General features: G+C 35.7%; 25 protein-coding genes and 1 tRNA gene. 5 read left to right on the top strand and 21 right to left on the bottom strand.

Annotation, left to right across the window (positions count from 1 at the left end; translation table 11 throughout):
- Positions 1 to 74 precede the first annotated feature (74 nt).
- From B0A67_RS00070 to B0A67_RS00080, 3 genes are all read left to right on the top strand, one after another.
- Positions 75 to 1,385 (top strand): TolC family protein, encoded by a 1,311-nt coding sequence (locus B0A67_RS00070; protein ID WP_072953393.1) that lies wholly within the window; start codon positions 75 to 77, stop codon positions 1,383 to 1,385.
- Between the two features lie 28 nt (positions 1,386 to 1,413).
- Positions 1,414 to 2,277, top strand: a complete 864-nt coding sequence (locus B0A67_RS00075; RefSeq protein ID WP_072953395.1) for a bestrophin family protein — start codon at positions 1,414 to 1,416, stop codon at positions 2,275 to 2,277.
- A 72-nt stretch (positions 2,278 to 2,349) separates the two neighbouring features.
- The gene (locus tag B0A67_RS00080) at positions 2,350 to 3,273 is read left to right on the top strand and encodes an AraC family transcriptional regulator (RefSeq protein WP_072953396.1); all 924 of its coding nucleotides are present in this window, start codon (positions 2,350 to 2,352) and stop codon (positions 3,271 to 3,273) included.
- 85 nt (positions 3,274 to 3,358) lie between these two features.
- Here B0A67_RS00080 and B0A67_RS00085 read toward each other — a convergent pair whose 3' ends face one another.
- The 3 genes from B0A67_RS00085 to B0A67_RS00095 form a co-directional block, all read right to left on the bottom strand.
- A complete protein-coding gene (locus B0A67_RS00085; protein ID WP_072953398.1) occupies positions 3,359 to 3,733 on the bottom strand; it encodes a DUF779 domain-containing protein in 375 nt (124 codons plus the stop codon).
- Positions 3,734 to 3,801: 68 nt separating this feature from the next.
- Complete coding sequence (adhP, locus tag B0A67_RS00090) at positions 3,802 to 4,836, bottom strand: alcohol dehydrogenase AdhP (RefSeq protein WP_072953399.1); 1,035 nt, start codon at positions 4,834 to 4,836, stop codon at positions 3,802 to 3,804.
- Positions 4,837 to 4,914: 78 nt separating this feature from the next.
- Positions 4,915 to 6,420 (bottom strand): aldehyde dehydrogenase family protein, encoded by a 1,506-nt coding sequence (locus B0A67_RS00095; protein ID WP_072954194.1) that lies wholly within the window; start codon positions 6,418 to 6,420, stop codon positions 4,915 to 4,917.
- Between the two features lie 275 nt (positions 6,421 to 6,695).
- Between B0A67_RS00095 and pheT the strand changes: the two genes are divergently transcribed.
- A complete protein-coding gene (gene pheT, locus B0A67_RS00100) occupies positions 6,696 to 9,116 on the top strand; it encodes a phenylalanine--tRNA ligase subunit beta (protein WP_072953400.1) in 2,421 nt (806 codons plus the stop codon).
- A 75-nt stretch (positions 9,117 to 9,191) separates the two neighbouring features.
- Here the strand turns inward: pheT and B0A67_RS00105 are convergent, their stop codons facing one another.
- Both B0A67_RS00105 and B0A67_RS00110 read right to left on the bottom strand, forming a co-directional pair.
- Positions 9,192 to 9,971 carry a hypothetical protein gene (locus B0A67_RS00105; protein WP_123887299.1) on the bottom strand — a complete coding sequence of 260 codons (780 nt, stop codon included), beginning with the start codon at positions 9,969 to 9,971 and terminating at the stop codon, positions 9,192 to 9,194.
- A gap of 43 nt (positions 9,972 to 10,014) precedes the next feature.
- The gene (locus tag B0A67_RS00110) at positions 10,015 to 10,527 is read right to left on the bottom strand and encodes an adenine phosphoribosyltransferase (RefSeq protein WP_072953402.1); all 513 of its coding nucleotides are present in this window, start codon (positions 10,525 to 10,527) and stop codon (positions 10,015 to 10,017) included.
- A gap of 115 nt (positions 10,528 to 10,642) precedes the next feature.
- Here B0A67_RS00110 and B0A67_RS00115 point away from each other — a divergent pair.
- A tRNA-Arg gene (locus B0A67_RS00115) sits at positions 10,643 to 10,716 on the top strand.
- Here B0A67_RS00115 and B0A67_RS00120 read toward each other — a convergent pair.
- The 16 genes from B0A67_RS00120 to B0A67_RS00190 form a co-directional block, all read right to left on the bottom strand.
- On the bottom strand, positions 10,682 to 12,232 hold the full coding sequence (locus B0A67_RS00120; RefSeq protein WP_072953404.1) for a recombinase family protein: 1,551 nt from the start codon (positions 12,230 to 12,232) through the stop codon (positions 10,682 to 10,684). The genes B0A67_RS00115 and B0A67_RS00120 overlap by 35 nt on opposite strands.
- Positions 12,229 to 12,393: a hypothetical protein gene (locus B0A67_RS24850; protein ID WP_198855757.1), complete on the bottom strand. Its 165-nt coding sequence runs from the start codon at positions 12,391 to 12,393 to the stop codon at positions 12,229 to 12,231. Before B0A67_RS24850 ends, B0A67_RS00120 begins: the two co-directional genes overlap by 4 nt.
- Before the next feature lie 52 nt (positions 12,394 to 12,445).
- Complete coding sequence (locus B0A67_RS00125) at positions 12,446 to 12,730, bottom strand: hypothetical protein (RefSeq protein WP_072953409.1); 285 nt, start codon at positions 12,728 to 12,730, stop codon at positions 12,446 to 12,448.
- A 5-nt stretch (positions 12,731 to 12,735) separates the two neighbouring features.
- A complete protein-coding gene (locus B0A67_RS00130) occupies positions 12,736 to 13,878 on the bottom strand; it encodes a hypothetical protein (protein ID WP_084074392.1) in 1,143 nt (380 codons plus the stop codon).
- Between the two features lie 39 nt (positions 13,879 to 13,917).
- On the bottom strand, positions 13,918 to 14,757 hold the full coding sequence (gene traN / locus B0A67_RS00135; RefSeq protein WP_072953411.1) for a conjugative transposon protein TraN: 840 nt from the start codon (positions 14,755 to 14,757) through the stop codon (positions 13,918 to 13,920).
- Positions 14,758 to 14,771: 14 nt separating this feature from the next.
- Positions 14,772 to 16,061, bottom strand: coding sequence for a conjugative transposon protein TraM (traM, locus tag B0A67_RS00140; RefSeq protein WP_072953413.1), 1,290 nt, complete (start codon positions 16,059 to 16,061; stop codon positions 14,772 to 14,774).
- Between the two features lie 3 nt (positions 16,062 to 16,064).
- Positions 16,065 to 16,331 carry a hypothetical protein gene (locus tag B0A67_RS00145; protein WP_072953414.1) on the bottom strand — a complete coding sequence of 89 codons (267 nt, stop codon included), beginning with the start codon at positions 16,329 to 16,331 and terminating at the stop codon, positions 16,065 to 16,067.
- Positions 16,332 to 16,334: 3 nt separating this feature from the next.
- Entirely contained in the window at positions 16,335 to 16,946 is a 612-nt protein-coding gene (gene traK, locus B0A67_RS00150) for a conjugative transposon protein TraK (RefSeq protein ID WP_233074059.1), read from the bottom strand.
- 32 nt (positions 16,947 to 16,978) lie between these two features.
- Positions 16,979 to 18,178: a conjugative transposon protein TraJ gene (gene traJ / locus B0A67_RS00155; RefSeq protein WP_072953419.1), complete on the bottom strand. Its 1,200-nt coding sequence runs from the start codon at positions 18,176 to 18,178 to the stop codon at positions 16,979 to 16,981.
- A 4-nt stretch (positions 18,179 to 18,182) separates the two neighbouring features.
- On the bottom strand, positions 18,183 to 18,818 hold the full coding sequence (locus B0A67_RS00160; RefSeq protein WP_072953421.1) for a hypothetical protein: 636 nt from the start codon (positions 18,816 to 18,818) through the stop codon (positions 18,183 to 18,185).
- A gap of 11 nt (positions 18,819 to 18,829) precedes the next feature.
- Positions 18,830 to 19,444: a hypothetical protein gene (locus tag B0A67_RS00165; protein WP_072953423.1), complete on the bottom strand. Its 615-nt coding sequence runs from the start codon at positions 19,442 to 19,444 to the stop codon at positions 18,830 to 18,832.
- Positions 19,445 to 19,459: 15 nt separating this feature from the next.
- Positions 19,460 to 20,143 (bottom strand): conjugal transfer protein TraI, encoded by a 684-nt coding sequence (locus B0A67_RS00170; RefSeq protein WP_072953425.1) that lies wholly within the window; start codon positions 20,141 to 20,143, stop codon positions 19,460 to 19,462.
- Positions 20,144 to 20,154: 11 nt separating this feature from the next.
- On the bottom strand, positions 20,155 to 22,623 hold the full coding sequence (locus tag B0A67_RS00175; protein ID WP_072953427.1) for a TraG family conjugative transposon ATPase: 2,469 nt from the start codon (positions 22,621 to 22,623) through the stop codon (positions 20,155 to 20,157).
- A 35-nt stretch (positions 22,624 to 22,658) separates the two neighbouring features.
- Positions 22,659 to 22,970 (bottom strand): DUF4133 domain-containing protein, encoded by a 312-nt coding sequence (locus tag B0A67_RS00180; protein ID WP_072953429.1) that lies wholly within the window; start codon positions 22,968 to 22,970, stop codon positions 22,659 to 22,661.
- Entirely contained in the window at positions 22,970 to 23,239 is a 270-nt protein-coding gene (locus tag B0A67_RS00185; protein ID WP_455423283.1) for a DUF4134 domain-containing protein, read from the bottom strand. The genes B0A67_RS00180 and B0A67_RS00185 overlap by 1 nt, the downstream gene beginning before the upstream one ends.
- A 198-nt stretch (positions 23,240 to 23,437) precedes the next feature.
- Entirely contained in the window at positions 23,438 to 23,893 is a 456-nt protein-coding gene (locus B0A67_RS00190; RefSeq protein ID WP_123887301.1) for a hypothetical protein, read from the bottom strand.
- Positions 23,894 to 24,079: the final 186 nt, after the last annotated feature.

The following is a 24,079-nucleotide window of genomic DNA, read 5'->3' on the forward strand; positions in this document are numbered from 1 at the left end:
ATTAAAATTTGAAATAATATAGCAGCTGTGAATTTCGTTTTTAAAATGTCCATTCGCAGCTAACCATTCATCATATGAAAACTAAAATAACATTAATAAGTCTCGTTTTATTTTTGTTTTGTGTAGCAAAAAGCAGCGCACAGGAAATCCTGACTATCGAAGACGCTATGAAAATAGCTTTAGAAAATAACTTCGAAATTAAGATTGCTAAAAATAATTCAACAATAAGCGAAACCAACGTAACTATTGGAAATGCTGGTCTTCTGCCAACTGCAACAGCTAATATTGTAGATAATAACAGCGTTACCAACTCAACACAGGTACGTCAGGACGGAACATCTACTACATTAAATAATGCAAAAAACAACAGTTTAACGTATGGAGTTAGTTTAGGCTGGACTGTTTTTGACGGAATGAGAATGTTTGCCAGATACGATCAGTTAAAAGAGCTTCAAAAATTAGGCGATGCCGAACTAAAAAGAACGGTTTTAATGAAAATTGGTCAGGTAAATTCAGCTTATTATGATTTAGTGCAGCAACAACAGCAGTTATCAGCTTTAGATACTACAATTGTAATTTCTAAACAAAGAGTTCAATTGGCGCAAAACCGTTTCACGATTGGTAAAGCTTCAAAATTAGAAGTTTTAAATGCGCAGGTTGATTTAAACACCGATCAGGTTGCTTTATTAAGACAAAAAGAATCCTATAAAAATGCCAAAATTTTACTGAATCAGTATTTAGCACGTGATCCACAAATCGATTTTACAGTAACTGATTTGGTCACTGTAGATAATAAACTGGTTTTGATAGATTTAATGGATCTGGCAAAAAAACAGAATCCGGCTTTAGAAGCGCAGGTTATCAATAAACGTATTGCAGAATTACAACTTAAACAAGTAAAAGCAAGCCGATATCCAACCGTAAATCTAACTTCAGGTTATAATTTTTCTGAAAGCCAGTCGAGTCTTGGATTTACAAGCGAAAACTCTTCAAAAGGTTTTAATTATGGTTTTAATGCTTCGCTGAATATTTTTGATGGATTGAATCAGCATCGAAATGAAAAAGTAGCCAAACTGCAAATTGAAAACTCTCAAATTGCCATTGAGCAACAAAGTATGATTTTGAATACGCAATTGAGCACGGCTTTTCAAACCTATTTAACCAACTTAGAACTAATAGACTTAGAAGAAGATAATCAAGCAATTGCCAAACAAAACTTAGATATTACGCTTGATAAATTCAGAATAGGAACCATTACAACCCTTGATTTCAGAACGGCGCAATTGAATTATGTAAACGCAAAAGTACGTTACAGCAACGCACAATATGAGGCAAAATTATCTGAAATTGCATTGAAAGAATTAGCCGGAAATATTAATTTTTAAAGTAAATTTGATTTCAAAACGAACATAAATGATCTCATATAATACTAAAGACTGGTTTACTTTTATTTTTCATATTCATAAATCAGATACCGTTAGAAAGTTATTTCCTGTAATGATCGCGATCGGAATCTACTCTTCTATTATTGGATATCTCGAAATTGCTTATTTTAAAGTAGGTAAAAACGATTATATCCATAACATCCCGATTATGCACGGTATGTTGGGTTTTGTGATTTCGTTACTGCTTGTTTTCAGAACCAATACAGCCTACGATCGTTGGTGGGAAGGGCGAAAATTATGGGGAGGTCTTGTAAATAATAGCCGTAATCTGGCGATCAAGCTTTCTGCAATGCTTAAAGATGAGAATGATCGAAAGTTTTTCAGAAAATTCATTCCTACTTATGCTGAAATTTTACACAAACACCTGCATGATTCTGAAACGAGTAAACAGCTTTTTGACGATGTAGATCTTGAAATTGATCATCATAAGCACAAACCGAATCAGGTAAAAAGAATGATGTTTCATAAAATGAATGACCTGTATGATTCAAAAAAGATTACAGGAGATCAACTCATTATTCTAAACCAGGAATTACAAGCTTTTACGGATATATGCGGTGCCTGTGAGAGAATCAAAAACACGCCTATTCCCTACTCTTACAGCGCTTTTATAAAAAAATTCATTTTTATTTACACCATGACGCTGCCCTTTGGTTATTCTATTAGTCTTGGGTATTTTGTAGCTCCGGTCGTTGTTTTTATTTTTTACGTACTGGCGAGTTTAGAACTTATTGCCGAAGAAATTGAAGATCCGTTTGGAGACGATGAAAATGATTTACCCACAAAAAAAATAGCAGAAAACATCAAAAAGCACGTTGAAGAACTAATTTAATTAAACGTTAAATGTGATTTTTATATTCAAATTTTGATTAAATTTAAAGACTTTACTTAAAATTTAACCACAATGAATAACCAACGTGCTTTAATTCATCCTCCGCATTTATCGAACGAAAAATCATTAAAAACACTTGTCGAAAACAGGACGGTTTATACTTTAAATCATTGTGAGCTCAATATTTTCGAAACGTATGAATCTTCGACTCTGGTTCCTCTAAAATTTAATGATTTTGTAGTAACGAGTATGCTTCGCGGCAAAAAAGTAATGCATCTTTTTGATGAACCCGGATTTGATTATCTGCCGGGAGAAACCGTTGTGATTCCCTCCAATGTAGAAATGAAAATTGATTTTCCTGAAGCTTCAAGAGAAAATCCAACGCAATGTCTGGCACTTGCAATAGACAAACCTAAAATCACAGAAACATTAAATTTTCTGAACGAACGTTACCCAAAAGATGGTGCTGATGCGTACTGGCAGTTGAATTATCAAAACTATTTCTTTTATAATAATGTAGATCTTGCCTCAACCATCAATAAGCTGATTAAGGAATGTATGGGCACTTCGATTACCAAAGATGCTTTGGCTGACCTGACTTTGCAGGAATTATTAATCCGCATTATACAAACGCAGACGATAAAATCAATTGATGATGGAGTTGCAATTCAATCTAATAATCCGATTTTTGAAGTAACGGAATTTATTAAACTCAATTTAAAAGAGAATATAAACCTTAAAAGTCTTAGCGAAAAAGCCTGCATGAGCACTGCATCGTTCTATCGCTTTTTTAAAAGAGAATTAGGCATGAGTCCGATTGAGTATATTTTGAATGAAAAAATAAAGCAAGCCAAAAAATTACTCAGAAATCCCGGAATCCAGATTAACGAAGTGTGTTATTTATCCGGTTTTGAAGATGCTAATTATTTTATCCGATTGTTTAAAAAACACGAAGGAATTACTCCTAAGCAATATCAGTTACTGTATATTAATTAAGGTACTGAGATGCTGAGTTGCTAAGGTTTTTTCTTAGCTGCGTAACCTTTTCCCTTCCTGTCTTATGTCTTTGAATTTAAAAAACTTACTCAATAAAAGTAACAGGTTCCAGATCTTTCTCTTCTTCTTCAGTAAAAATTCTATATTCAATTTGGAATGTTTTTTTGAGAGGGGTTTCCAATGAAAAACCTCCAACACCAAAGGCATCAATTACTTTTAAGGTAAAATGCGCATGTTTCCAGTATTCGAATAAATCCTTGTCGACCCAAAATTCAGTATCTTCGATCGTTCCTATACAAACATCTCCCGTACGCTGATAATATCCTCCTTTTTCAAAACATTGTGGCTGGGTGCCTTCACAGCAGCCTCCGGCCTGATAAAACATCAGTTCTCCGTGTTTTTCTTTTAGGATTTTTATCAAATCAATGGCTTTATCCGTGGCGTCAAGTCTTTTTATCATGATAATAATAATTAAAAAAAAGTAACAAACTTATAAGAGTACAAGTTTGTTACTTTTTTGGTTTTTAGCTATGCTTTTGCAATTTCAAGAACGACTCGTCCTTCGATTTGCCCTTTCTTCATTTTGTCAAAAACTTCGTTAATATTCTCCAGTTTTGCCGGAGTAACAGTAGCTTTTACTTTTCCTTCAACTGCAAATTCAATTGCTTCTTTCATGTCTTTACGTGTTCCTACAATCGAACCGCGAATTGTAATTCTGTTTAAAACGGTATCAAAAATTGACAAATCAAAATTACCCGGAGGAAGTCCGTTGAGTGCCATTGTACCTTTTCTCCTTAATGTTTCGAGACCTTGCTTAAAAGCAATAGGAGAAACTGCAGTAATCAATGCCCCATGCATTCCACCGACTTCTTTCTTTAAGAATTCTCCAGGATTTTGATTTTTTGCGTTTACTACTAAATCTGCTCCAAGTTTTTTGGCTAGATCCAGTTTATCATCTGCTACATCTATTGCCGCAACATGCATTCCCATTGCTTTGGCATATTGTACCGCAACGTGTCCAAGACCTCCGATTCCTGAAATCGCAACCCATTCTCCGGGTTTAACTTCCGTTTCCTTAAGTCCTTTATAAACTGTTACTCCGGCACAAAGGATTGGCGCCATCTCCATAAAATTCACATTTGATGGCAAAAGACCAACATATCTTGCATCTGCAATCACATATTCAGCAAATCCCCCATCTACACTGTAACCTCCATTTTGCTGTGTATCGCATAATGTTTCCCAACCGGTAATGCACTGATCACAACCACCGCACGCACTATAAAGCCATGGCACACCAACTGCATCACCTTCTTTTACATTTTTTACCTCCTGCCCTACAGCAACCACATATCCTACGGCTTCATGGCCAGGAATTAAGGGCATTTTTGGTTTTACAGGCCAATCTCCTTCTACTGCGTGTAAATCAGTATGACAAACTCCACTTGCAATTACTTTTACGAGAATTTCATTTCTTCCCGGGCGTTTAACTTCAACTTCTTCAATTTTCAAAAGAGAACCAAATTCTCTAATAACGGCGGCTTTCATAGTTTTCGGTAGCATATACTTGATTGATTAGTGAGAATAGTACGTTTGTTGAACCTACTATTCTCAGGTTTATATAAGGGTTGTAATTTATTCTTAGAAGAAACCTAATTTCTTTTTATCATAAGAAATTAGCATATTTTTAGTCTGGCGGTATTGCCCTAACATCATTTTGTGGTTTTCACGACCAATTCCGGATTGTTTGTAACCTCCAAAAGGCGCTCCTGCAGGGTAAGAATGATATTGATTGATCCAGACACGACCTGACTGAATCGCTCTTGGAACCTGATAAATTTCATGCGCATCACGTGTCCATACTCCCGCTCCCAAACCGTACATGGTATCATTGGCTATTTCAATAGCTTCCTCGGTAGTTTTAAAAGTAGTTACTGCCAGAACGGGCCCAAAGATCTCTTCCTGAAAAATTCGCATTTTGTTATGTCCTTTAAACAAAGTAGGTTTGATATAATAACCACCTTCAAGATCTCCTCCTAAATGATTTTCATCACCTCCGGTTAGCAATTCTGCGCCTTCTTCTTTACCAAGTTTGATATACGACATGATTTTTTCTTTTTGCACTAATGAAGTCTGCGCACCAATCATAGTCGATTTATCCAGCGGATTCCCGGCAATAATAGCTTCGGTTCTTTCGATAACTCTCGCAATAAACTTCTCGTAGATATCCTCATGAATTAACAATCTTGACGGACACGTACATATTTCACCCTGATTTAAGGCAAATAAAACAGCGCCTTCGATGGCTTTATCAAAGAAATCATCGTCATGATCTGCCACTGACGGAAAGAAGATATTTGGAGATTTACCACCAAGTTCCAGTGTCACCGGAATAATATTTTCTGTTGCGTATTGCATTACCAGACGTCCCGTTGTAGTAGAGCCTGTAAAGGCAGCTTTAGCCACTTTTTTATTCGTTACTAACGGACGGCCCAATTCAGCACCAAAACCGTTCACAATATTCAAAACTCCCGGAGGCAGAATATCTCCTATTAATTCCATTAATACTAAAATAGAAATTGGTGTACTTTCCGCAGGTTTCAAAACGATTGTGTTTCCCGCTGCCAATGCCGGAGCGATTTTCCAGACAGCCATTAAAATCGGGAAATTCCATGGAATAATCTGAGCGACAACTCCTAAAGGTTCACTTAAAGCTATAGAAACCGTTTGAGAATCCAGTTCTGCGATTGAACTTTCTTCAGCACGAATTACGCCTGCAAAATATCTAAAGTGATCAATTGCCAGCGGAATATCTGCTGCCAGCGTTTCGCGAATTGGTTTTCCGTTATCAATAGTTTCTACAGTAGCAATATACTCCAGATTATCTTCTATCTTTTGTGCAATCTTATTGAGTAAAATGCTACGTTCTGTAACAGATGTTTTACCCCAGGTTTTAAATGCCTCGTAAGCAGCGTCTACGGCTAATTCTAAATCTTCTTTGCCTGAATGTGCTGCTTTTGTAAATACTTTTCCATCAATTGGAGAAAGAACATCAAAGTATTCTCCTTTTACCGGTGCAGTAAATTTTCCGTTAATGTAATTATCGTACTTTGCCTTAAATTCAGGTCTTTGGATGGTATTGCTCATAATAATATTTTTTTGATTCATTTCAAATTTACTTTCATACTCCTAAACAGAATAGCACTTTTCATTCACATAGTAGCACAAATATTTCACATTCGTTTTTATAACTAACATTTAATAATTAATTAGTAAAATATTAGCATTAAAAATGAAATATACTCAACAACAATGATTTGAATATGAAATAAAAACTGCTTGAAAAAACCAAATAAATTGTTTCTTACTACCGCACGCAATCCTTATATTTGTATCCTTATACAAAGAATAAAAAAGTTAACATGAAAATATCTTATAACTGGTTAAAACAATTTATTAAAACAGACTGGACTTCTGAGCAAACTTCAGAACTGCTAACAGATTTAGGTCTTGAAGTAGAAGTAGTCGAAAAATACCAATCGGTTAAAGGCGGTTTAATAGGGGTTGTTGTAGGGCACGTACTTACTTGCGAAAAACATCCTGATGCAGACAGATTAAAAATTACTACTGTAAATATTGGTTTAGAATCTCCTGTACAAATTGTTTGCGGAGCGGCTAATGTTGCAGCAGGACAAAAGGTACCAGTAGCGACTATCGGCACCGTTTTATATGATAAAGACGGTGTTGAATTTACCATTAAAAAAGGAAAAATCCGCGGACAGGAAAGCCACGGAATGATCTGTGCTGAAGATGAGTTGGGATTGGGTACAAGCCACGACGGAATCATGGTTCTGGATGCTGCATTGGCACCCGGAACAGCAGTTTCAGAAGTTTTTCAGGTAGTAAATGATGAAGTTTTCGAAATAGGATTAACTCCTAATCGCGCTGATGCGATGAGTCATTTTGGAACAGCACGTGATTTAAGAGCGGGAATGTTGCAACGTGGTGTAAACATCGAATTGATTACTCCGTCTGTGAGTAATTTCAGAGTTGACATGCGTACTTTAAAAATTGATGTAAATGTTGAAGAGCCATTATTAGCACCAAGATATTGCGGTGTAACAATTTCAGGAATTTCTGTTCAGGAATCTCCTGCATGGTTACAGGATCGTCTGAAAGCTATCGGTTTAACTCCAAAGAATAACGTTGTTGACGTTACTAATTATGTTTTACACGAATTAGGACAGCCGCTTCACGCATTTGATGCCGCAAAAATTAACGGAAAAATAATCGTAAAAACACTTCCGGAAGGTACAAAATTTGTCACTTTAGATGATGTTGAAAGAACATTGCATAAAGAAGACTTAATGATTTGCGACGAAAAAGGTCCGCTTTGTATTGCGGGTGTTTTTGGCGGAAAAAAATCAGGTGTAACTGAAGGGACTACCTCTATATTCTTAGAAAGTGCTTATTTTGATGCTGTAAGTATTCGTAAAACAGCAAAAAGACATCAATTGAATACAGATGCTTCTTTTAGATTTGAAAGAGGAATTGATCCTACTATAACAGAATATGCATTGAAACGCGCAGCGCTGCTGATTTTAGAAGTAGCCGGCGGAAAATTAACTTCTGATGTTGTAGAAGTATATCCTAAAAAAGCAGAAGACGTTTCTGTTTTACTGAATTTCAGTCACGTTTCTAAAATTATCGGACAGGAAATTCCAAAAGATACTATTAAAAAGATCCTGGTTTCTTTAGATATTAAGGTAAACAGTGTTTCTGATTCAGGTTTAGGTTTAACAATACCGGCTTACCGTGTCGATGTACAACGCGAAATTGACGTTATCGAAGAAATTCTGAGAGTTTATGGTTATAACAACATTAATTTCTCTAAAAAATTCAATGCGACTGTTTCTAATTCACCAAGAACTGAAGATTATAAAGTACAAAATGTAATTGCATCTCAATTGAACTCTCAAGGGTTTCATGAAATGATGGCCAATTCTTTGACCACAGCAGCTTATGCTAAATTATCAACTGCCTTAAAAGAAGAACATAATGTTACGATGCTGAATCCGTTGAGCAGTGATTTAGCAACCATGCGCCAGTCTTTATTGTTTTCCGGCTTAGAAGCTATTTCATATAATATCAACAGAAGAAATTCAGATTTAAAGTTATTCGAATACGGAAAATCATATCACAAATACCTTAACGGATACGAAGAGCACAAACACCTGACTTTATTGGTTTCCGGAAACAGAAACAAAGAAAGCTGGACAAACCCGCAAAAAACTACTGATTTCTTTTTGTTAAAAGGATATGTAAAAGGAATTTTGACACGTTTGGGAATTGATAAAATTTCGAATGCGCCTGTGCAAACGGATATTTTTTCTGAAGGAACGGCGATTTGCTACAACAATGACACATTAGTAGAAATGGGTGTTGTAAAAAAATCAATATTAAAACATTTCGGAATCAAACAAGATGTATATTTTGCTGATTTCAATTGGGATTTGGTATTGAAAATCATCACAGGAAAAATTAAATATACTGAAATTCCTAAGTATCCTGAAGTTCGCAGGGATCTTGCTTTGCTGATTGACAAAAGCACTACTTATGAAAGTATTTTTAATCTGGCGAAGCAAACTGAAAAGTCACTTTTGAAAGATGTCAATTTATTTGATGTTTACGAAGGAGAAAATCTTCCTGCCGGCAAAAAATCGTATGCTTTGAGTTTTACCATTCAGGACAATACAAAAACGCTTACAGATGCTCAAATAGACAAGATCATGTCTAAATTGCAGCAAACTTTCGAGACAGAACTTGGAGCAAGTTTGAGATAAACAAAAAGTGTATTAAATATAAAATCCGCCAGAGAATACGTATTCTTCCTGGCGGATTTTTTTTGATTTTTATTATTATTTGAATTCTACTAATTTTTCATTTGGTAAATCATATTCGTATAAGATTCTTGTTTCATTATCGATGTACAGCCATTGCATTATACTTGTACGGTTTTCAAATTCCTTGGCGACACCTAAAACAATATATGAACGCCCTTTAAACGCTCTCTCTTCGATTGAGTAAACCAAATTTATATTAGGATCCTCTAAATCTGCCTTTACCAGTTCGCTTTTAGAATTGGCCAAATAATACTCCACCTGAGTATACAGATAGTCTTTAAATTCTGTTGAATAGGCATTTTCCCCTGACCAGTTATATTTCATTGGCTTAGGATGTTTTTTTCTAAATAAACTGACACTTCCGTCCTTTACTTTTTTAGCACTGATAAACCATTCCGTAAAATCACGTCTTTCTCCGTCTCCTGCAATAAATACACTGTCGATATTCCATTTAAACTCATAGATATCCCCCATTGTATAATCAGGTCTTTCGTCTCCCATTAAGTTAGAAGTCAATGAGATTATTTTATTATTCTTTTTAATCTCTACATAAGAATAATCTCCACCTTCATTAAATCCCATATATTCGGCTACATCAGTATATACTTGCTGCAGTTTTAATTTTTCATTCGGACGTATTTCACTTTCAAACTCTTTGGGTATTGATTGGGAAATTGCATCATCTGAGTTTGAATTTGTCTTTTGAGAAGCAGGATTTGCTTTGGCGGCTATTTCCTTGTTTTCTTTACAGGAAATCAACAATGTAATTAAAGCTAGCGAATAAAATAGTTTCATGATTAATATATATTTCTGCTGTTTGTCTTGATGATAAGACATATTAATAAGTTATAGCAGCAAATATAGGATTATTCTTTATCTTCTCCCGTCCGTTTAAAAAAGTCAGTTCCATTAGAAAGTTGCATTGTACAATTTCGCCTCCTAATTTCTCTACTAATTCACAAACTGCTTTAGCGGTCCCTCCTGTTGCTAAAACATCATCATGAATCAAAACCCTGTCGCCTTTTTTAATTGCGTCTGTGTGTATTTCTAAGCTGTCTAAACCATATTCTAATTCATAAGAAGCTGAGATTATCTCGTAAGGCAGTTTTTTAGGCTTTCTTACCGGAACAAAACCTGCATTTAATTCCTGAGCCAATAATATCCCGAAGAAAAAACCACGGCTTTCTGCTCCTACTACTTTATCTATTTTTTGTCCGTTTAAAGATTCAACCAGAATTGAAAGACATTTTTTCCTCGCAATTGGGTCATTTAATAGCGGAGTGATATCTTTAAACAAAATTCCTTCTTTAGGAAAACCCTGAATATCACGTATATAATTTTCAATCTTCATTTTTTTTCATTTTTATGTTATTTTATGCTTGGATATCTCACATTTATTCCTATCTTTGCACCCGCAATAAGTGCTCAACAAAGCTACAAAAAATAAGCTTATCGCAAACAAAAAAGGCCTCGTGGCGCAACTGAATAGCGCACTTGATTACGGCTCAAGAGGTTACTGGTTTGAATCCAGTCGAGGTCACTCTACGGGACAAAAGATAAAAATCATCTTTTGTCCCATTTTTTTTATCTTCCAAATCCTTATTAATCAAGTAAATAGACTCCACAATTGAGTTGACTCTGGCGGTTTGTATTTTATTTTCTTGAATTGTAAAATTTTCGGGATAAACTAAACCAATTAGGCTGCGAGCCTCTGACAAATCCATGTCTACATATGCTTGGTTCATCTTAATTAAATTGTCAATTCCTTTATTTAAAAGCTCTTCGATACTATGTTTATCTTTTGTTACTGATGATAATTCTCTCTCAAGGTTTGTAATTCGTAAACCGTAGTCCTCTTTTATAAGCTTGTAATCATCTGGGTCAATTTTTGATGTTAGCAAAAAATCTCTCGCATTGCTTAATCGTAATTCATAGTCCTTAATTTGTTCTAAAAGCCTTCTTTTCTGCTCACCTGCATTATCAGCTAGTTCCCGATGGGTTTCGTACAAAATTGAACTATAAAGCTTTCTAATTTCAGGGAATGTCTGATACTTTTTAAGATTTTCAACAAACATATTATTTGCTTTTTCAGAGTTTATTCTGAATTTACAGATAGCCTCGCAATGATAATAGTGATAGTGCTTGTGTCGCCCTTTGCATTTACTTCCCTGTAGTTTTTTCTGGCACTTTGGACAGATAAAAAACCCTCTTAGAGGAAAATCTATAACGGTTTTAATTTTAGGCCTATAAATACGTGTTCTGCCATCTAAAACATCCTGAACATTATAAAATAATCCCTCAGAAATAAGCGGTTCATGAAGTCCCTTAACCAACATGCTTTCTTCGTCCTTATATTTCGGAACAAAAATTTTACCGTAGTATATTGGATTTCGTATCAAGCCCCACATATTAGCTTTAGTTCTTTTAAATCCTCTCCTCTTAGCCATATGAAATATTTGTTCAGTATTGAAGATCCCCTTAGCAATCTCCTCAAATATCCAACGCATAACAGAAGCTTCGGGTTCAACCAATGCAATATATTTTGTGCCATCTTCTTTTGACTTATTGGCATATCCAAATGGTGCAGTACCCATATATCTTCCTTCTTTCTTTGCTCTTCTCATTCCATGAAAGGTATTAAGCGCCCTTCTATCGTTTTCAACTTCAGGAACTGCAAGATAAAAAGCAAGCATCATTTTATTTTCTGGAACTGATAAGTCAAGAGGCTGTTCAATTGCCTGAGGTTCCACTCCTAACTTTCTTAAAGTGCTTATCATTTGATATGCGTCACCCGCGTTTCTGCTGAAACGATCCCATTTTGTAAACAAGATAAGATCCGTCTTATTTTTTTCCTTTTTTAATTTAATTAAAATCTTATTCCACTGTGGTCTATTAAAAGTCTTAGCAGAATGATCCTCATAAATAACATTTCGAACCTCGATATAATTTATCGAGCAATATTTACGAAGAACTTCTTCTTGATTTCTTTGGGAATAACCTTTCTCAGCCTGCTCATCTGTGCTTACGCGTATGTATAAATCTGCAATAATACTCATGATTCTAAAAATTTAGATACAACCGCATGCGCGATTTTTCGTAAAAATAACAAAATTTCAGTTGCTTCCTCAATCGTAACATTCATACCCTCAGAGTTTAACATTTGCATTGCTTTCTCTGGAGTAATTTTTCCTCTATTAATTTCATCTTCATTATCCATTTCATTTCATTTAATAAAAAAAGCCCTTACTGGGCTTTTGATTCATTTTAGTTTAATCGAAAAAGTAAATTTTACTTCTAAAAGTCTTTTTTGATGACGGCTCATATTTCAAATAACCATACTCACTCAATTCTCGAATACATTTATGATATGTATAAGCTGATAATACTTTAGCAACTGGAGTGATTTCATATCTGTATGCTTCAATTGGATTTGCAAAACCATTACTGTTTCTGAATTGTAATAAAGCCGCAAAAATTGCTATATGCGTTGGACTGACACGAAAATCATTTTCGATCGCAGTAAAGAAATTATACAATGGCTTTAAGCTTTCCATAACTCTTATATTGAATGAGATTTACTTTTTTTACTGTTCTTTTTATTATCAGATTCCGACGAGTCTGAATCAGTATCAAGATTTTTTTTTTGTTCTTTTGAAACAGATTGATTTTCAAGTATTGATTTCTTCTCTTCTTTACTTTCACGGTGATTAATTCTCTGCATGTTTTCATCAAAAACTTTTACAGTCTTAAATTGTGGATTTGCTTCGATATACATCTTGCTTTCAGCGCCACCGACTACAAAAGTCACTGATTGAAGATTTCCTTTCTTAAGAGAATTCAGCAAATCCTCTTTATACTTGGGGGTTTCCAATTCCTTGATTGAGTGCTTAGCAACACTAGCTTCTAAGTCGTAGCCGTAATTTTGATGATAGTGATTAAATTTGAAGTTGCCGCCGTCATCACTATTTTTAAAGTCTATTTGAATCCAACAATTATAAAGTTCTCCGTCCTTATTTTTTAGATCTTTATTTACAGAACGGCCTTCCATTAAGTTGTAAGCCTCTTTGAGCGTAATATTACCACCGCTACCGTTAATATAAAAGGTTTGTTCTAAAGATTCTTTTGAATTTTCTTTTTGAAGATTTACATGATACGAATTAAAAAAATACATATCACTCTGATCTGACTTTTTAAAATTCAGGACCGTATTCATAGAATCTGAACCGTATACTCCTTCTCTCATAATCTTAAATTCCTTCTCACCCTGCATAATCTTTTCTTTCAGGACCTGATCGAACGTCTCTCCAAATCCAGTATATTTCAACTGGTCTTTCAGGTATTCTAAATTTTTCTGATTCATAATATTTATATTTAAGTTATTTTCTAACAATTCTTTTCTTTCCCTTTCCCGATTGGCAAATTCGGTAAGATCAAATGCCTCATTCTGCGAAATATCGATTCCGCTCTGCAGAACAACCCTTAAATCATTTATAAGTGACTCTGTAGTTACACTCTTAAAATAGTCTGCATCATTAGTCATAATAAAACAGTATTCTTGCGCGTCCCAAGTGTTTCTAAAAAACTCGATATTTTCAGCATCACAAATTCGATCCATTTCAAAGGCACTATAGACATAGCCCGCTTCTGCAAATTCCTCAGCCAAACTCAGCAGAATTTCAACATCATTTATATTTATTGTCATGATAGAATTATGGAATTTAAAGGCACTATTTCCTAATGCCTATAGTCGAATTATTTTATAAATCATGTTATTCCTAATATTAACTTCGAGCTGCCTGCCGCCGTTCTTTTCTATCAGCTGGATAGTAAGGTATTTTTTCTCCGGAATTGTAAACTTTGATAAAGCATAAACAGCGGTCATTTCTGATTTATCAGCAATAGCACTTGCATTATTTGTAGAATAAAGAGGAATTATTTCAATTTCCTGTGATGCTGTGCGTTTTGATTTTTTCTGATCACGAATAAAAAAGCGAAGCTGGTCAATCTCATAACCAATTTTTGAAGTATTTTCTAGTATGAGCCTGAAGTACATTATATCGTCATGAATAAAAATAGCATTGACAGTCATCTTCATCTCAAATTTTGATCGCTGAATTCCACTTATCTTTTTCTTCTTAGACAATGCTAGCCCAGCAAACTGTTCAATTTTCCTTTGGTTCTCGTTTTCCATTGAAAAGAGTATATCATCATTAACTACCGCCAGATTATCAGCACTTATATTTAAATCAGGACACTCTTCATCAAAGTTTAGTACAAATACATAAAGTCTGTTATCAGCTGTAACTACAGTAAGATTAGTCTGTGCGAAATTCTGTTTTCCTGCCTTAAGTAATAGAATATTTTCAACACCTTTAGCTTTCTGCATTAGAACATCTGCACTTCCTTTGTCCATGCTCTTAATAGGATAGGGAAAAACGATGCTAGTCGTTTTTGAATAAGCAATTTGAAGATTCTTAAGATTATCCGCATTATAGTTCGTTTTTCTACCAACTGACTGTGCAAATCCCGATACCGCCGTAATCAAAAAACACAGCAAGTAAATCCAATTTCTATTTTTCATTTTATATTTTTTAGTTATTTCAAATTCTTTTGTTTCTCATCATAAAGCAGTACCTGATAACCAGCTTTAACCACAACTTTTATCAGCTTAACCTTTTTACTCATAAGGCTTTTTGCCGCTTCAATGCCCATGCCTGCAGCCTGAGCGCCCCAGGAATCCGTAACTCCTGTCAATCCCAATGTTTGGATGGAACGATCTGCAGAAGCTTTCGCAACATCTCTGTTTATCGCGCCCGGAATATAAATTCCATCGATGCCGTCAATATCATACGCCGATAGTTCAACCGGAAAAATGGAGTTTCTATATTGGATATTATTGATTTTCACCTCAAGCCTTTCGCCTTTCAAAGATGCGGTCCCATACAGAAATGTATTTTTAGGAATTAATGTACCCTGCAGCATAACATCAACACGGAGCCGCAACTTTACAATAGATCCATTTACAATGGTCTGAGTTTCATGAATTACCGCCTCAATTGAATTGGGCTGGCTTTCAGATTCTAACGTTTCATCTACTCCATAGAATGAATTCCCTTTTAAATTGGTTGCAGTACCTATCTTCTGCTCTAGGGACGTTGTAATATTGATTTCTTTTTTTCTGTTAACACTATAAATTTTCCCTTTTCTATTGTCAGAAGACTGTTTTAATCTTTCCTCTACGCGGCTTGGATGTTGGATATCCAATATATTCTCAAGCATACCTCCAAGTTGTTGAAGTTCTGGGTCAGGCTCCTGAGCAGTTGCCATTGAAGACATCATCTGCTCTAAGGTTTTTATTTGTTTTGAAGTTTCATTTGATGCACCATAATTTTCAAATTCGCTCATGTCCTGACCATACCTATCATTGGTATTGGGTTTATTTATTATCTCTTGCAGCGCTTTTATTTTTTCATAGACCTTCTTTTCATTTCCCTGCTGAAGTGGGTCTGAATTTAACGCCGACCTTCCGTTTGGAAAAATCTTTCTTTCAAAATCTTCCTCATTAAATACCTGGTCAAACTCCGCAGTCTTATCACCATTTATGTAATTGGGATCTTTTTTTATCTGTTCCAGCAGTTTTAATGAGTCCGATGCAGCCTGATCATAATAGCTCATTTTATTAAGAGTGGAATCTTCCTTAAATTTTGGTATTGGAAGATTAAAATTGAAACCTTTTTTTTGATTATTTTCAGCAGTTTCCGCTTCTATACTGCCTCCACCCAAAATATAAAATAGAATAGTGATAAAAGGAAGTGTTATTAAAGGCAGAACAAGAAGCATTTTTCGCTTTTTTGATTCTTTAACTGATATTGTTTTTGTTTCCATAGTTCAATTATTTGTTTCATTAATTGGTTTTACCTTAGAAATTACAGATGTATTTTTAATTGAGGAAGTATCCCCTGAAACTACTGTACAGATATTATAAGTCAGATAACTAACTGCCAGAAACACAAACAGAATAAGAAAAATGATCAGTTTTGTCTTTGACAGACCAGCCGTAAGATTGGTCATTTGTTCAACCCACCATTTCTGAAGTTGCATATAATATTCTGGGTAGATGTAAGGCTCATCTCGTTTTTTAAAGATCGCTTTCATCGTTTATCGTTTTCTGTTTTCAACACCGATGTCTCTGTTTTCAATGGTTTCCCACCGTTCGATTAAAAAGCCGTGTGGATTATTATCACTTCTCGATACATTACGCAGACTTCCTTGGGTGATAAGGTTTCTTTTCAAAATACTGGTGGTTCTGATAATATTTTGCTTTGCATAACATTTAAAACGGTAAGGATATTCCTTGACTTCTATTGTAATACTGTCAATTCGGATGGTCTGGCTGATATTCCCCGAAATAATTCCGGAATAGAAACCATTTTCTTTCAAATCGTCATAAATCCTTTTTGCACTGTCATCAGCCAGGTAAAGCGCTTTTGTAATGTTTGTTTTAATTACTTTATCATCAGGATCAAGCGTGAAGAAAAACATATGAAATGTTTTGACATGATCCCTCGCTTCCACTGGCACATTATCTTTTCGATCCGAAGAATACGCTTCAAGGGCTTTTCCGTTGGCCAGAATATATACTTTGTCCTGCATCATTGCAACAGATTCAAAGCTCTTATACAGTGTGTAACAGCAAACAATGATGCACACCACAATTACCAGCATTGTAAATCCTCTAACATATCGAAATGCTGTATCTATATTTTTCATTTTAGTAAACATGAGCGGTTCTTTTAAGTTTATTATGAATTTCCTTTAAGCTTGTCGCTCATATAATTTCCTTTCTCCACAAAATAAGGACTGCTTCCAGCCGAAGATGACATACTTCTGGTCATTCTGGTATCAGCATCACCCATTGCATCGAGAACCATTCCAGCTCCCTGCGTTGTTCTGGTTACCATCGTGCTTGATGAACTTCCGAATAAACTTGTAACTTTTTGCCCTAAAGCGCCACCTCCTGCCGCATGTACAATATAATTAGCTACTGAGGGAACCGTAAAGTATCCTATAATGCCGATGATCATAAATATGAGGTAAGCCATATCGGTCCTGCTGAAAAAAGTATCTCCTGTGGACTGTACTTGAGAGAGATCAAGCTTTAGCATTAGCTCCTGAATCTTTCCAATGATACTGCCGAAAATATTGGCGACAGGAAGCCAGAGATAAATATTAATATATCGCGCCAGCCATACTGTAAGGGTATGCTGAAAGCCGTCAAAAACTGCAATTCCAAATACAAGTGGTCCAAGGATCGACAATACAACCAATTGAAATGTTCTGAGCGTATCGATGCAGAGTGCTGCCGCTTCAAAAAGTACCCTAAGTACCTCGCTCATCCATTCCTTAATAGAATTTCTAAAGTTGTAAGATGCTTTTTCCATCGCAAATTTTACATCGTTGCCAATTCCGGCCAGCATGCTCTCATCAGATGGATCTTCATCGTGTGTATATTTGTACCACTTGTCCCTGTCGCCGGTACCTGTAGCACCAACATACATTTTCCACGGATCGGTTTCCTTAATTGCTTTTTCCTTTTCTTTTAAAAGGACTGCAACAGCATTATTCGAACCCGAGACCATTGCAGCGGTAGCAGTTACAGTAGGTTTCATTACACCATTAATAAGGGAGAGGACTGACGGGAAAATCATAATGCAGAATCCGATTACAAAAGGCCTGAAAAGAGGATAAAAATCTATTGGATCCGCATTTGCAATATGGCGCCACACACGCGATGCTATATACCAGATAGCACCAAATCCTGCAATCCCCTGCCCTACAGCAATTAAATTACTGCATAAGGGCATCATCTCATCATAAAGCTGGTCTAATACCGAGTGCAGGCTCTGCATATCATCTCCCAGTCCCTGCGCCTTAACAGCGCATGGTATACACCATATAACAATTATAAAAAACAGATTTTTACAGGTTCTTAAAACATTCATTATTTTAGTTTTTTAATTCATGAAGTTCTTTAGTAGCATAAACATCCTTTGATTCTCTGATTCGTTGCAGCAGCAGTAAATTTGATGAGGCATTAAAATTTCTAAGGAAGGATAACTTATCCTGCATTTCCAGATAAACATTATCCACCGCAGTAAGTCTTTCGTCATCTGACATCCTAAGCTTGTCCGCTGTTATAACTATGGTCAGTTCATCCAGATTTCTCAGGCTCTGGTTTAGCAGATTTCCATACACTTTTTCAAAATAACCGAGTTCTTTCTGGCTGAAACTGCCGCTTTTTATAAACCGCTCCAATCCTTTTTTACTTTCCTTCACTAAAAGAACTTGCAGATTTACGATATCCCCTACCCTTTTATAATTCTTGACTGCAGGGCTGACCTGCATCAGGGCATCTAAAAAAGTTTTATGAAGGTTGAAATTTCCCTCTGACATATCTTTTACTGTCTTGTATCCTCTGGACAGCAGCTCATATCCTTTTTTCATATCACTTAAAATCTTTTTGAACTGGGAAAGTTTTTCGATATTCAAGATCAGCTGCTGGATTTCTGCTGATTGCGCTCCTGCCTTGTACGGCAGAAACAATGTCACTGCGATAACTACTGAAATGAATATTTTTTTCATGATTCTATATTTTATAGGTCATACATTTTACGCACTGTGGCTGCATCTTTTTTGATTTTTGCTTTTGATAAAGATAAAATCTCAGCCTCTTTACTGAATGAAACACAGAAATTATAATCATCCAGCATCGTCTTATGAAGTTCATCTATACGCTCTATGCGCTGGTCATCGGTGAGTTCAAGTTTTGAATCAGTTGTAAGGACTATAAGCTGGTCCAAAGTGTCGCCGCAGTTTTCAAGAAGCCGTTTAAAGGATCTCTCTATATAATCGAGTTCATTCCCATGCAATAGTTCAGCGGCCTTAAAACTGCTGGTGGTTTTTCTGCAGATTTTCATAATCTTAAACTGGATTGAAATAATTTCTGCAGTTTTATAATAGTTCTTCACTTTGGGATTAACTTTCAGAAGTGAGGCAAAATAATCTGCGTGAAGATTTACTTCTCCTTTCTTTACATCACCAATAAAATTCAGACCTTTCGAAACGGCAGAGTATCCCTTTTTTGCATAATCTATATAGACTTGAAGTGCTGCTATCTGGAGCAGTAGCTCCTTTCTTTGTTTTGCCTGAGCCTTCATTCCATTAGGAAAAATTAGCACAGCTGCTAATAATAAAATGATTTTTTTCATAATTATTTTGCTTAATTATGGAATTCCGTAAAATTGTTTTACCTGATTTACATCAGCCTCTGTTTTAGCTCTCTGAAGACTGAGCATTATATTCTGCTGGTTAAAAAGGATAAGGTCATCATAATTGGAGTCAATTTCATCGGCCGCTTTATTAATGATTTCAAGTCTTTTTAGATCACTCATTTGCGTAGTAAAAGAGTCTAAAATCAAAAATATCTGGTCAATATTTTTTATAGTTTCTTCCAAAATACCATCGTAAACACTTTTCATGTAGTGTATTTCGCTTTCTTTAAAATGAGAATCCTGCTGAAAAAGATTCCACGCCCTTTCATATTCCTGAACCAGTCTGGTCTGTTTCTTCGTGATCTCCTTTATTCTCTGGTAGTACGTAATTATTGTTTTTACCTTAGTAAGCTCATCATAATAACCTTTGTAGAGTTCTTTCTGTTTCTTTGTCCAGTCGGATATTTCATCGAGTTTTAATTTGGATAATACATTTTCAACTTTTTTCTGTGCATTCTGAAGCCAGATGGTTTTGTTCTGCAGTTTCTGAATCCTAAGGTCAATTGCTTTGATTACTTTCTTAGTTACTGCTTTTACAATTTCAAGTATCGGCAGTACAGCTGCTTTCTTTGCGGGTCTTGCCGGTGTACTTATTAGCAGAAGACAGATTATGCAGGTAATGATTTTTGTTTTCATTTCTCTAAAGTTTAATTGCCGTTTCTAATCTCATTTGCCAGTGCTGAAATTCCTTTTCTGATGTCGCCTCCGAACTTTGCAGCATACTGGTTTACTTTTACCTTCTCACTTTCTTCAGTTGTATAAGCCAGATACTCTTCAAGTGAAACTTCTGTGCGAAATACTTTTGAAGACATTCCTCCCAGAGAAATAAACACCTCTTTGTATTTCTTTGAGGGATCATTGGCTTTGTTTACCGATAATACCAGTGCTTTCTCCTTTTCCGTAAGCCCAAGAAGCTCTTGGATCTGGTCAAATTTGTTCTGGTATTTGCTTTGATCCAAAAGAATTTTGCAGTCACTATTATTGATAATCGCCTGCTTTACAACAGGCGATGAAATAATATCTTCCACTTCCTGAGTTACTACAATAGCCTCTCCAAAGAACTTTCTCACGGTCTTAAATAAATACTTAATATATTCTGCCATGCCTTCTTTTGCAATGGCTTTCCACGCCTCCTCAATTAAAATCATTTTGCGAATACCTTTCAGCTTTCTCATTTTGCTGATAAATACCTCCATAATTATGATTGTGACCACTGGAAAAAGTATCGGGTGATCTTTGATATTGTCCAGTTCAAATACAATAAAACGTTCTTTTAAAAGCTCCAGATTCTCTGTCGCATTGAGCAGATAATCAAACTCACCTCCTTTGTAGTAAGGTCTTAATACATAAAGAAAATTGGTAATGTCAAAATCTTTTTCCTTTACCTTATCACCCTCCAGAATCCTGACAAACTCATCTTTTAGGAAATCGTAGAAGCTGTCAAAACAGGGAAAGATTTCACTTTCTCTATCCAGTTTATCGTAGTATAACTGCAATGAATTGGAAAGCGCCACATACTCACTTCTATTAAATGTTTCATCATCTTTTTTCCACAGTGCTAAGAGAAGGGTTTTGATACTTTCTTTTTTCTCGGTGTCAAGACTATCCCCTTCTGAAATATAAAATGGATTAAAACGGATAGGGTTCTTCTCATCATAAGTGAAATAATATCCCTTCACCATATCGCATAATCCTTTATAGCTGTGGCCTACATCCACCAAAACTACATGTGTCCCTTGTTCATAATAACTTCTGACCATGTGGTTAGTGAAAAAGGATTTGCCGCTTCCAGAGGGTCCCAGAATAAATTTGTTCCGGTTGGTGCAGATTCCCATTTTGACCGGTTCATCACTGATATCCACATGAACGGGTTTTCCTGTCAATCGGTCTCCTAACCTGATTCCCATAGGGCTCAAAGAGGATCGATATCCCGTTTCCATATTTAAAAAACAGACTGCTTGTTCCGTGAAAGTGTCAAACGTATCATTCATTGGAAAATCAGCCGCATTACCAGGCATTCCCGCCCAGTATATCTGAGGTGCTCCCACTGTTTCCTGTTTGGCTGCCGCATCCATCTGGGCCAGGGCTGAGGAAACTTTGTTTTTTACTTCTTTCAGACTCTCCTCATTATGTGTCCATGCCAATACATTAAAATGCGCTTTTACAGGAAGTCTCTGCTGAGCAATGGCTTCATTCAAAAAATCATTTGTTGCATCACGGGCAATCATATTTTCCCTGCTGTAAGCCGATAGGGACTGCAGCCTGAGTCTTTTACTTTCCAGCTTCTGGATTGTCTTCTGAGAATCCTCGATAAAAATATACTGATTGTAAATGTGGTTACAAGATAAAAGCTGTCCGAGTGTTGAAGCAAAACCGATACTAAACTTTGTCTTATCGGTTGAATAACGGTCAAAATCAATTCTTGATCCGCAGAGTCCCGGTAGATCAGCCGCATCACCAATGGTAAAAAGCTGGCAGTGCTTGTCCCCTATTCTCAGTCCGTCTTTAAAAGAAACATCATTAAATATAAATTCATTTTTCTTCTCCGACAAAAAACAGTACTGCTCTATAAGCCCCTTTTTCCTACTCTGGCTTTTAAGCTCTTCTTTTTTCAACTGAGTCAGCTTTACAAATCCGCTATCCTCCAAAATTCTTTTGAACTGTCCTGCCGAATCCAGAAAATCCTGAAGTAACTGCGGTTTTAAAGTTTCCTCAGGCACTAGAGAATTTCTAATTAGCGTCGAAAACAAGGAACTGGAATTCTTTCTCCCTGCCGGCTTTTTAGTCAGCATAATATAACAGTTGTGATCTAAAAATGATCGTTCATTAAAGAATCTTTCACTGCTCCTGCTTAAAAAACTGGTGTCATCGTTTGTAAAATCAGCCTTGTAACCATTTTCCAAAAACCAATCCTGCTTATGAAAGACACAGAATTTCGGCAGAATCTTTACCGCTTTAATCCATGAATGATGAAAAGCCTCATACTCCTGATCAGACATTGTAAAAATCTCAGGAAGTTCCGCTTTAAATACTATTGTAACATCTCCTTGTTTTGATAAAATACAGTTGTGCTCAACATCCAGTATCGGTAAAATTTCCTCTATCATCTTATCCATTACACATTATTTTATATTTTAACGCTCTATAACTATCACATTATAAAAACACGCCTGCTGTTTACTTTGATATTCTTTGGGAGCTGTTTCTTTGCCAATGCTTTCATCATACCATGTTCACCGTAAGTATTGCTCATCTTATAGATCTTAACAACTAATATGGTTCCTGAAATTCCAACAAATCCAATACAGATTATGGATGGAATACCAATAATGTAGAGCACGGCGAAAACAATCATAAGGAATACAACCCCTCCGCCCAAATACCAGATGTACTGTGCTTTGAGCCCTTTAAATTCAATACTCTGATTGATTCCTTTGTTGATTTGGTAGACACTTACCGACATTATACCCCAAAAAAAGATTTGATAACAGTCGCCACCACTACTAAAAACACACAGCTGCCAAACCATGCAGCGGCTACTTTACCGGTATCAGGATCTCCGGCGTTCCACTTCTGATAAACTTTTACAGCTCCTATTAACCCGAGAATCGCGCCAACTGCATACATCAATTCTGTACCCGCATCAAAATAACTTCTAACCTTTTGATTAGCCTCATTTATTCCGGCTACTCCGTCTTGGGCAAATCCGTTTCCATTTATCAGCAATCCCATAAGAAAAGAAGCAGCTAGTACTTTTTTCTTCTCTAAAAAACTCTTTAATTTCCATCTCCACTTTTTCATCATCCATCATTTAAAGGTTATATTTTATAATATAACAGAGGAATACCGCCGTCACATCAGCTCTTCTCATTGTCACATTTTACCATACCGCACAAGCGCGGACGGGGAATATTCCTCTGTAAATTTTTATTAAATGGCCTCATCCCACAACCCATCCATTTCCGGGTAAGTAATAATCAGCTGTGGGTGCTTTTCGCATTCTGAGACCATAAGAGAATTGATTTTTTCTCGAAGAGAAGATTTCTTAACATATGGATATCCTTCAAGTATAAATCTTATATAGTTTTTGAATTCAGTTAACGAAAGATTGTTTTGACTCGACTCTGCAACTGCTTTTTCCAGTTTAGCAAAAAGCTCCCTGGCATCTTCCAGAGTATCGAACGGTTCTTTAAATTCTGAAAACATATCGTTACTCAGATTGTTCTCCATTTTGGAATAATTTTTAAACAGCTTAATTTTTTGCTTACCATTTAGCAATTCTTTGAGCGGACCAGAATAAAATTTAAGTATTATAAAAATGTACCAAAAAACTAATACTACGATAACTATAAGCGCATAGTTACTCCATGAAATATTTGAAAGCATAATCATTTTCATTTATCGTTATACATCAACTCTTGTAATAAATCTGCATAAGAGATTTTCCGATTTATTTACAGGTCAAAGGAACGATTACAAAGAAGCTTGTACAAGTACAACTTTTGTTGTACCTTTTTGTACCCCCAGTAAACACAGGGGTTATTGCTGAAAAAATACCCTGTAGAAATAATA

The sequence above is a fragment of the Flavobacterium aquidurense genome (assembly GCF_002217195.1).
Lineage (GTDB): Bacteria > Bacteroidota > Bacteroidia > Flavobacteriales > Flavobacteriaceae > Flavobacterium > Flavobacterium frigidimaris.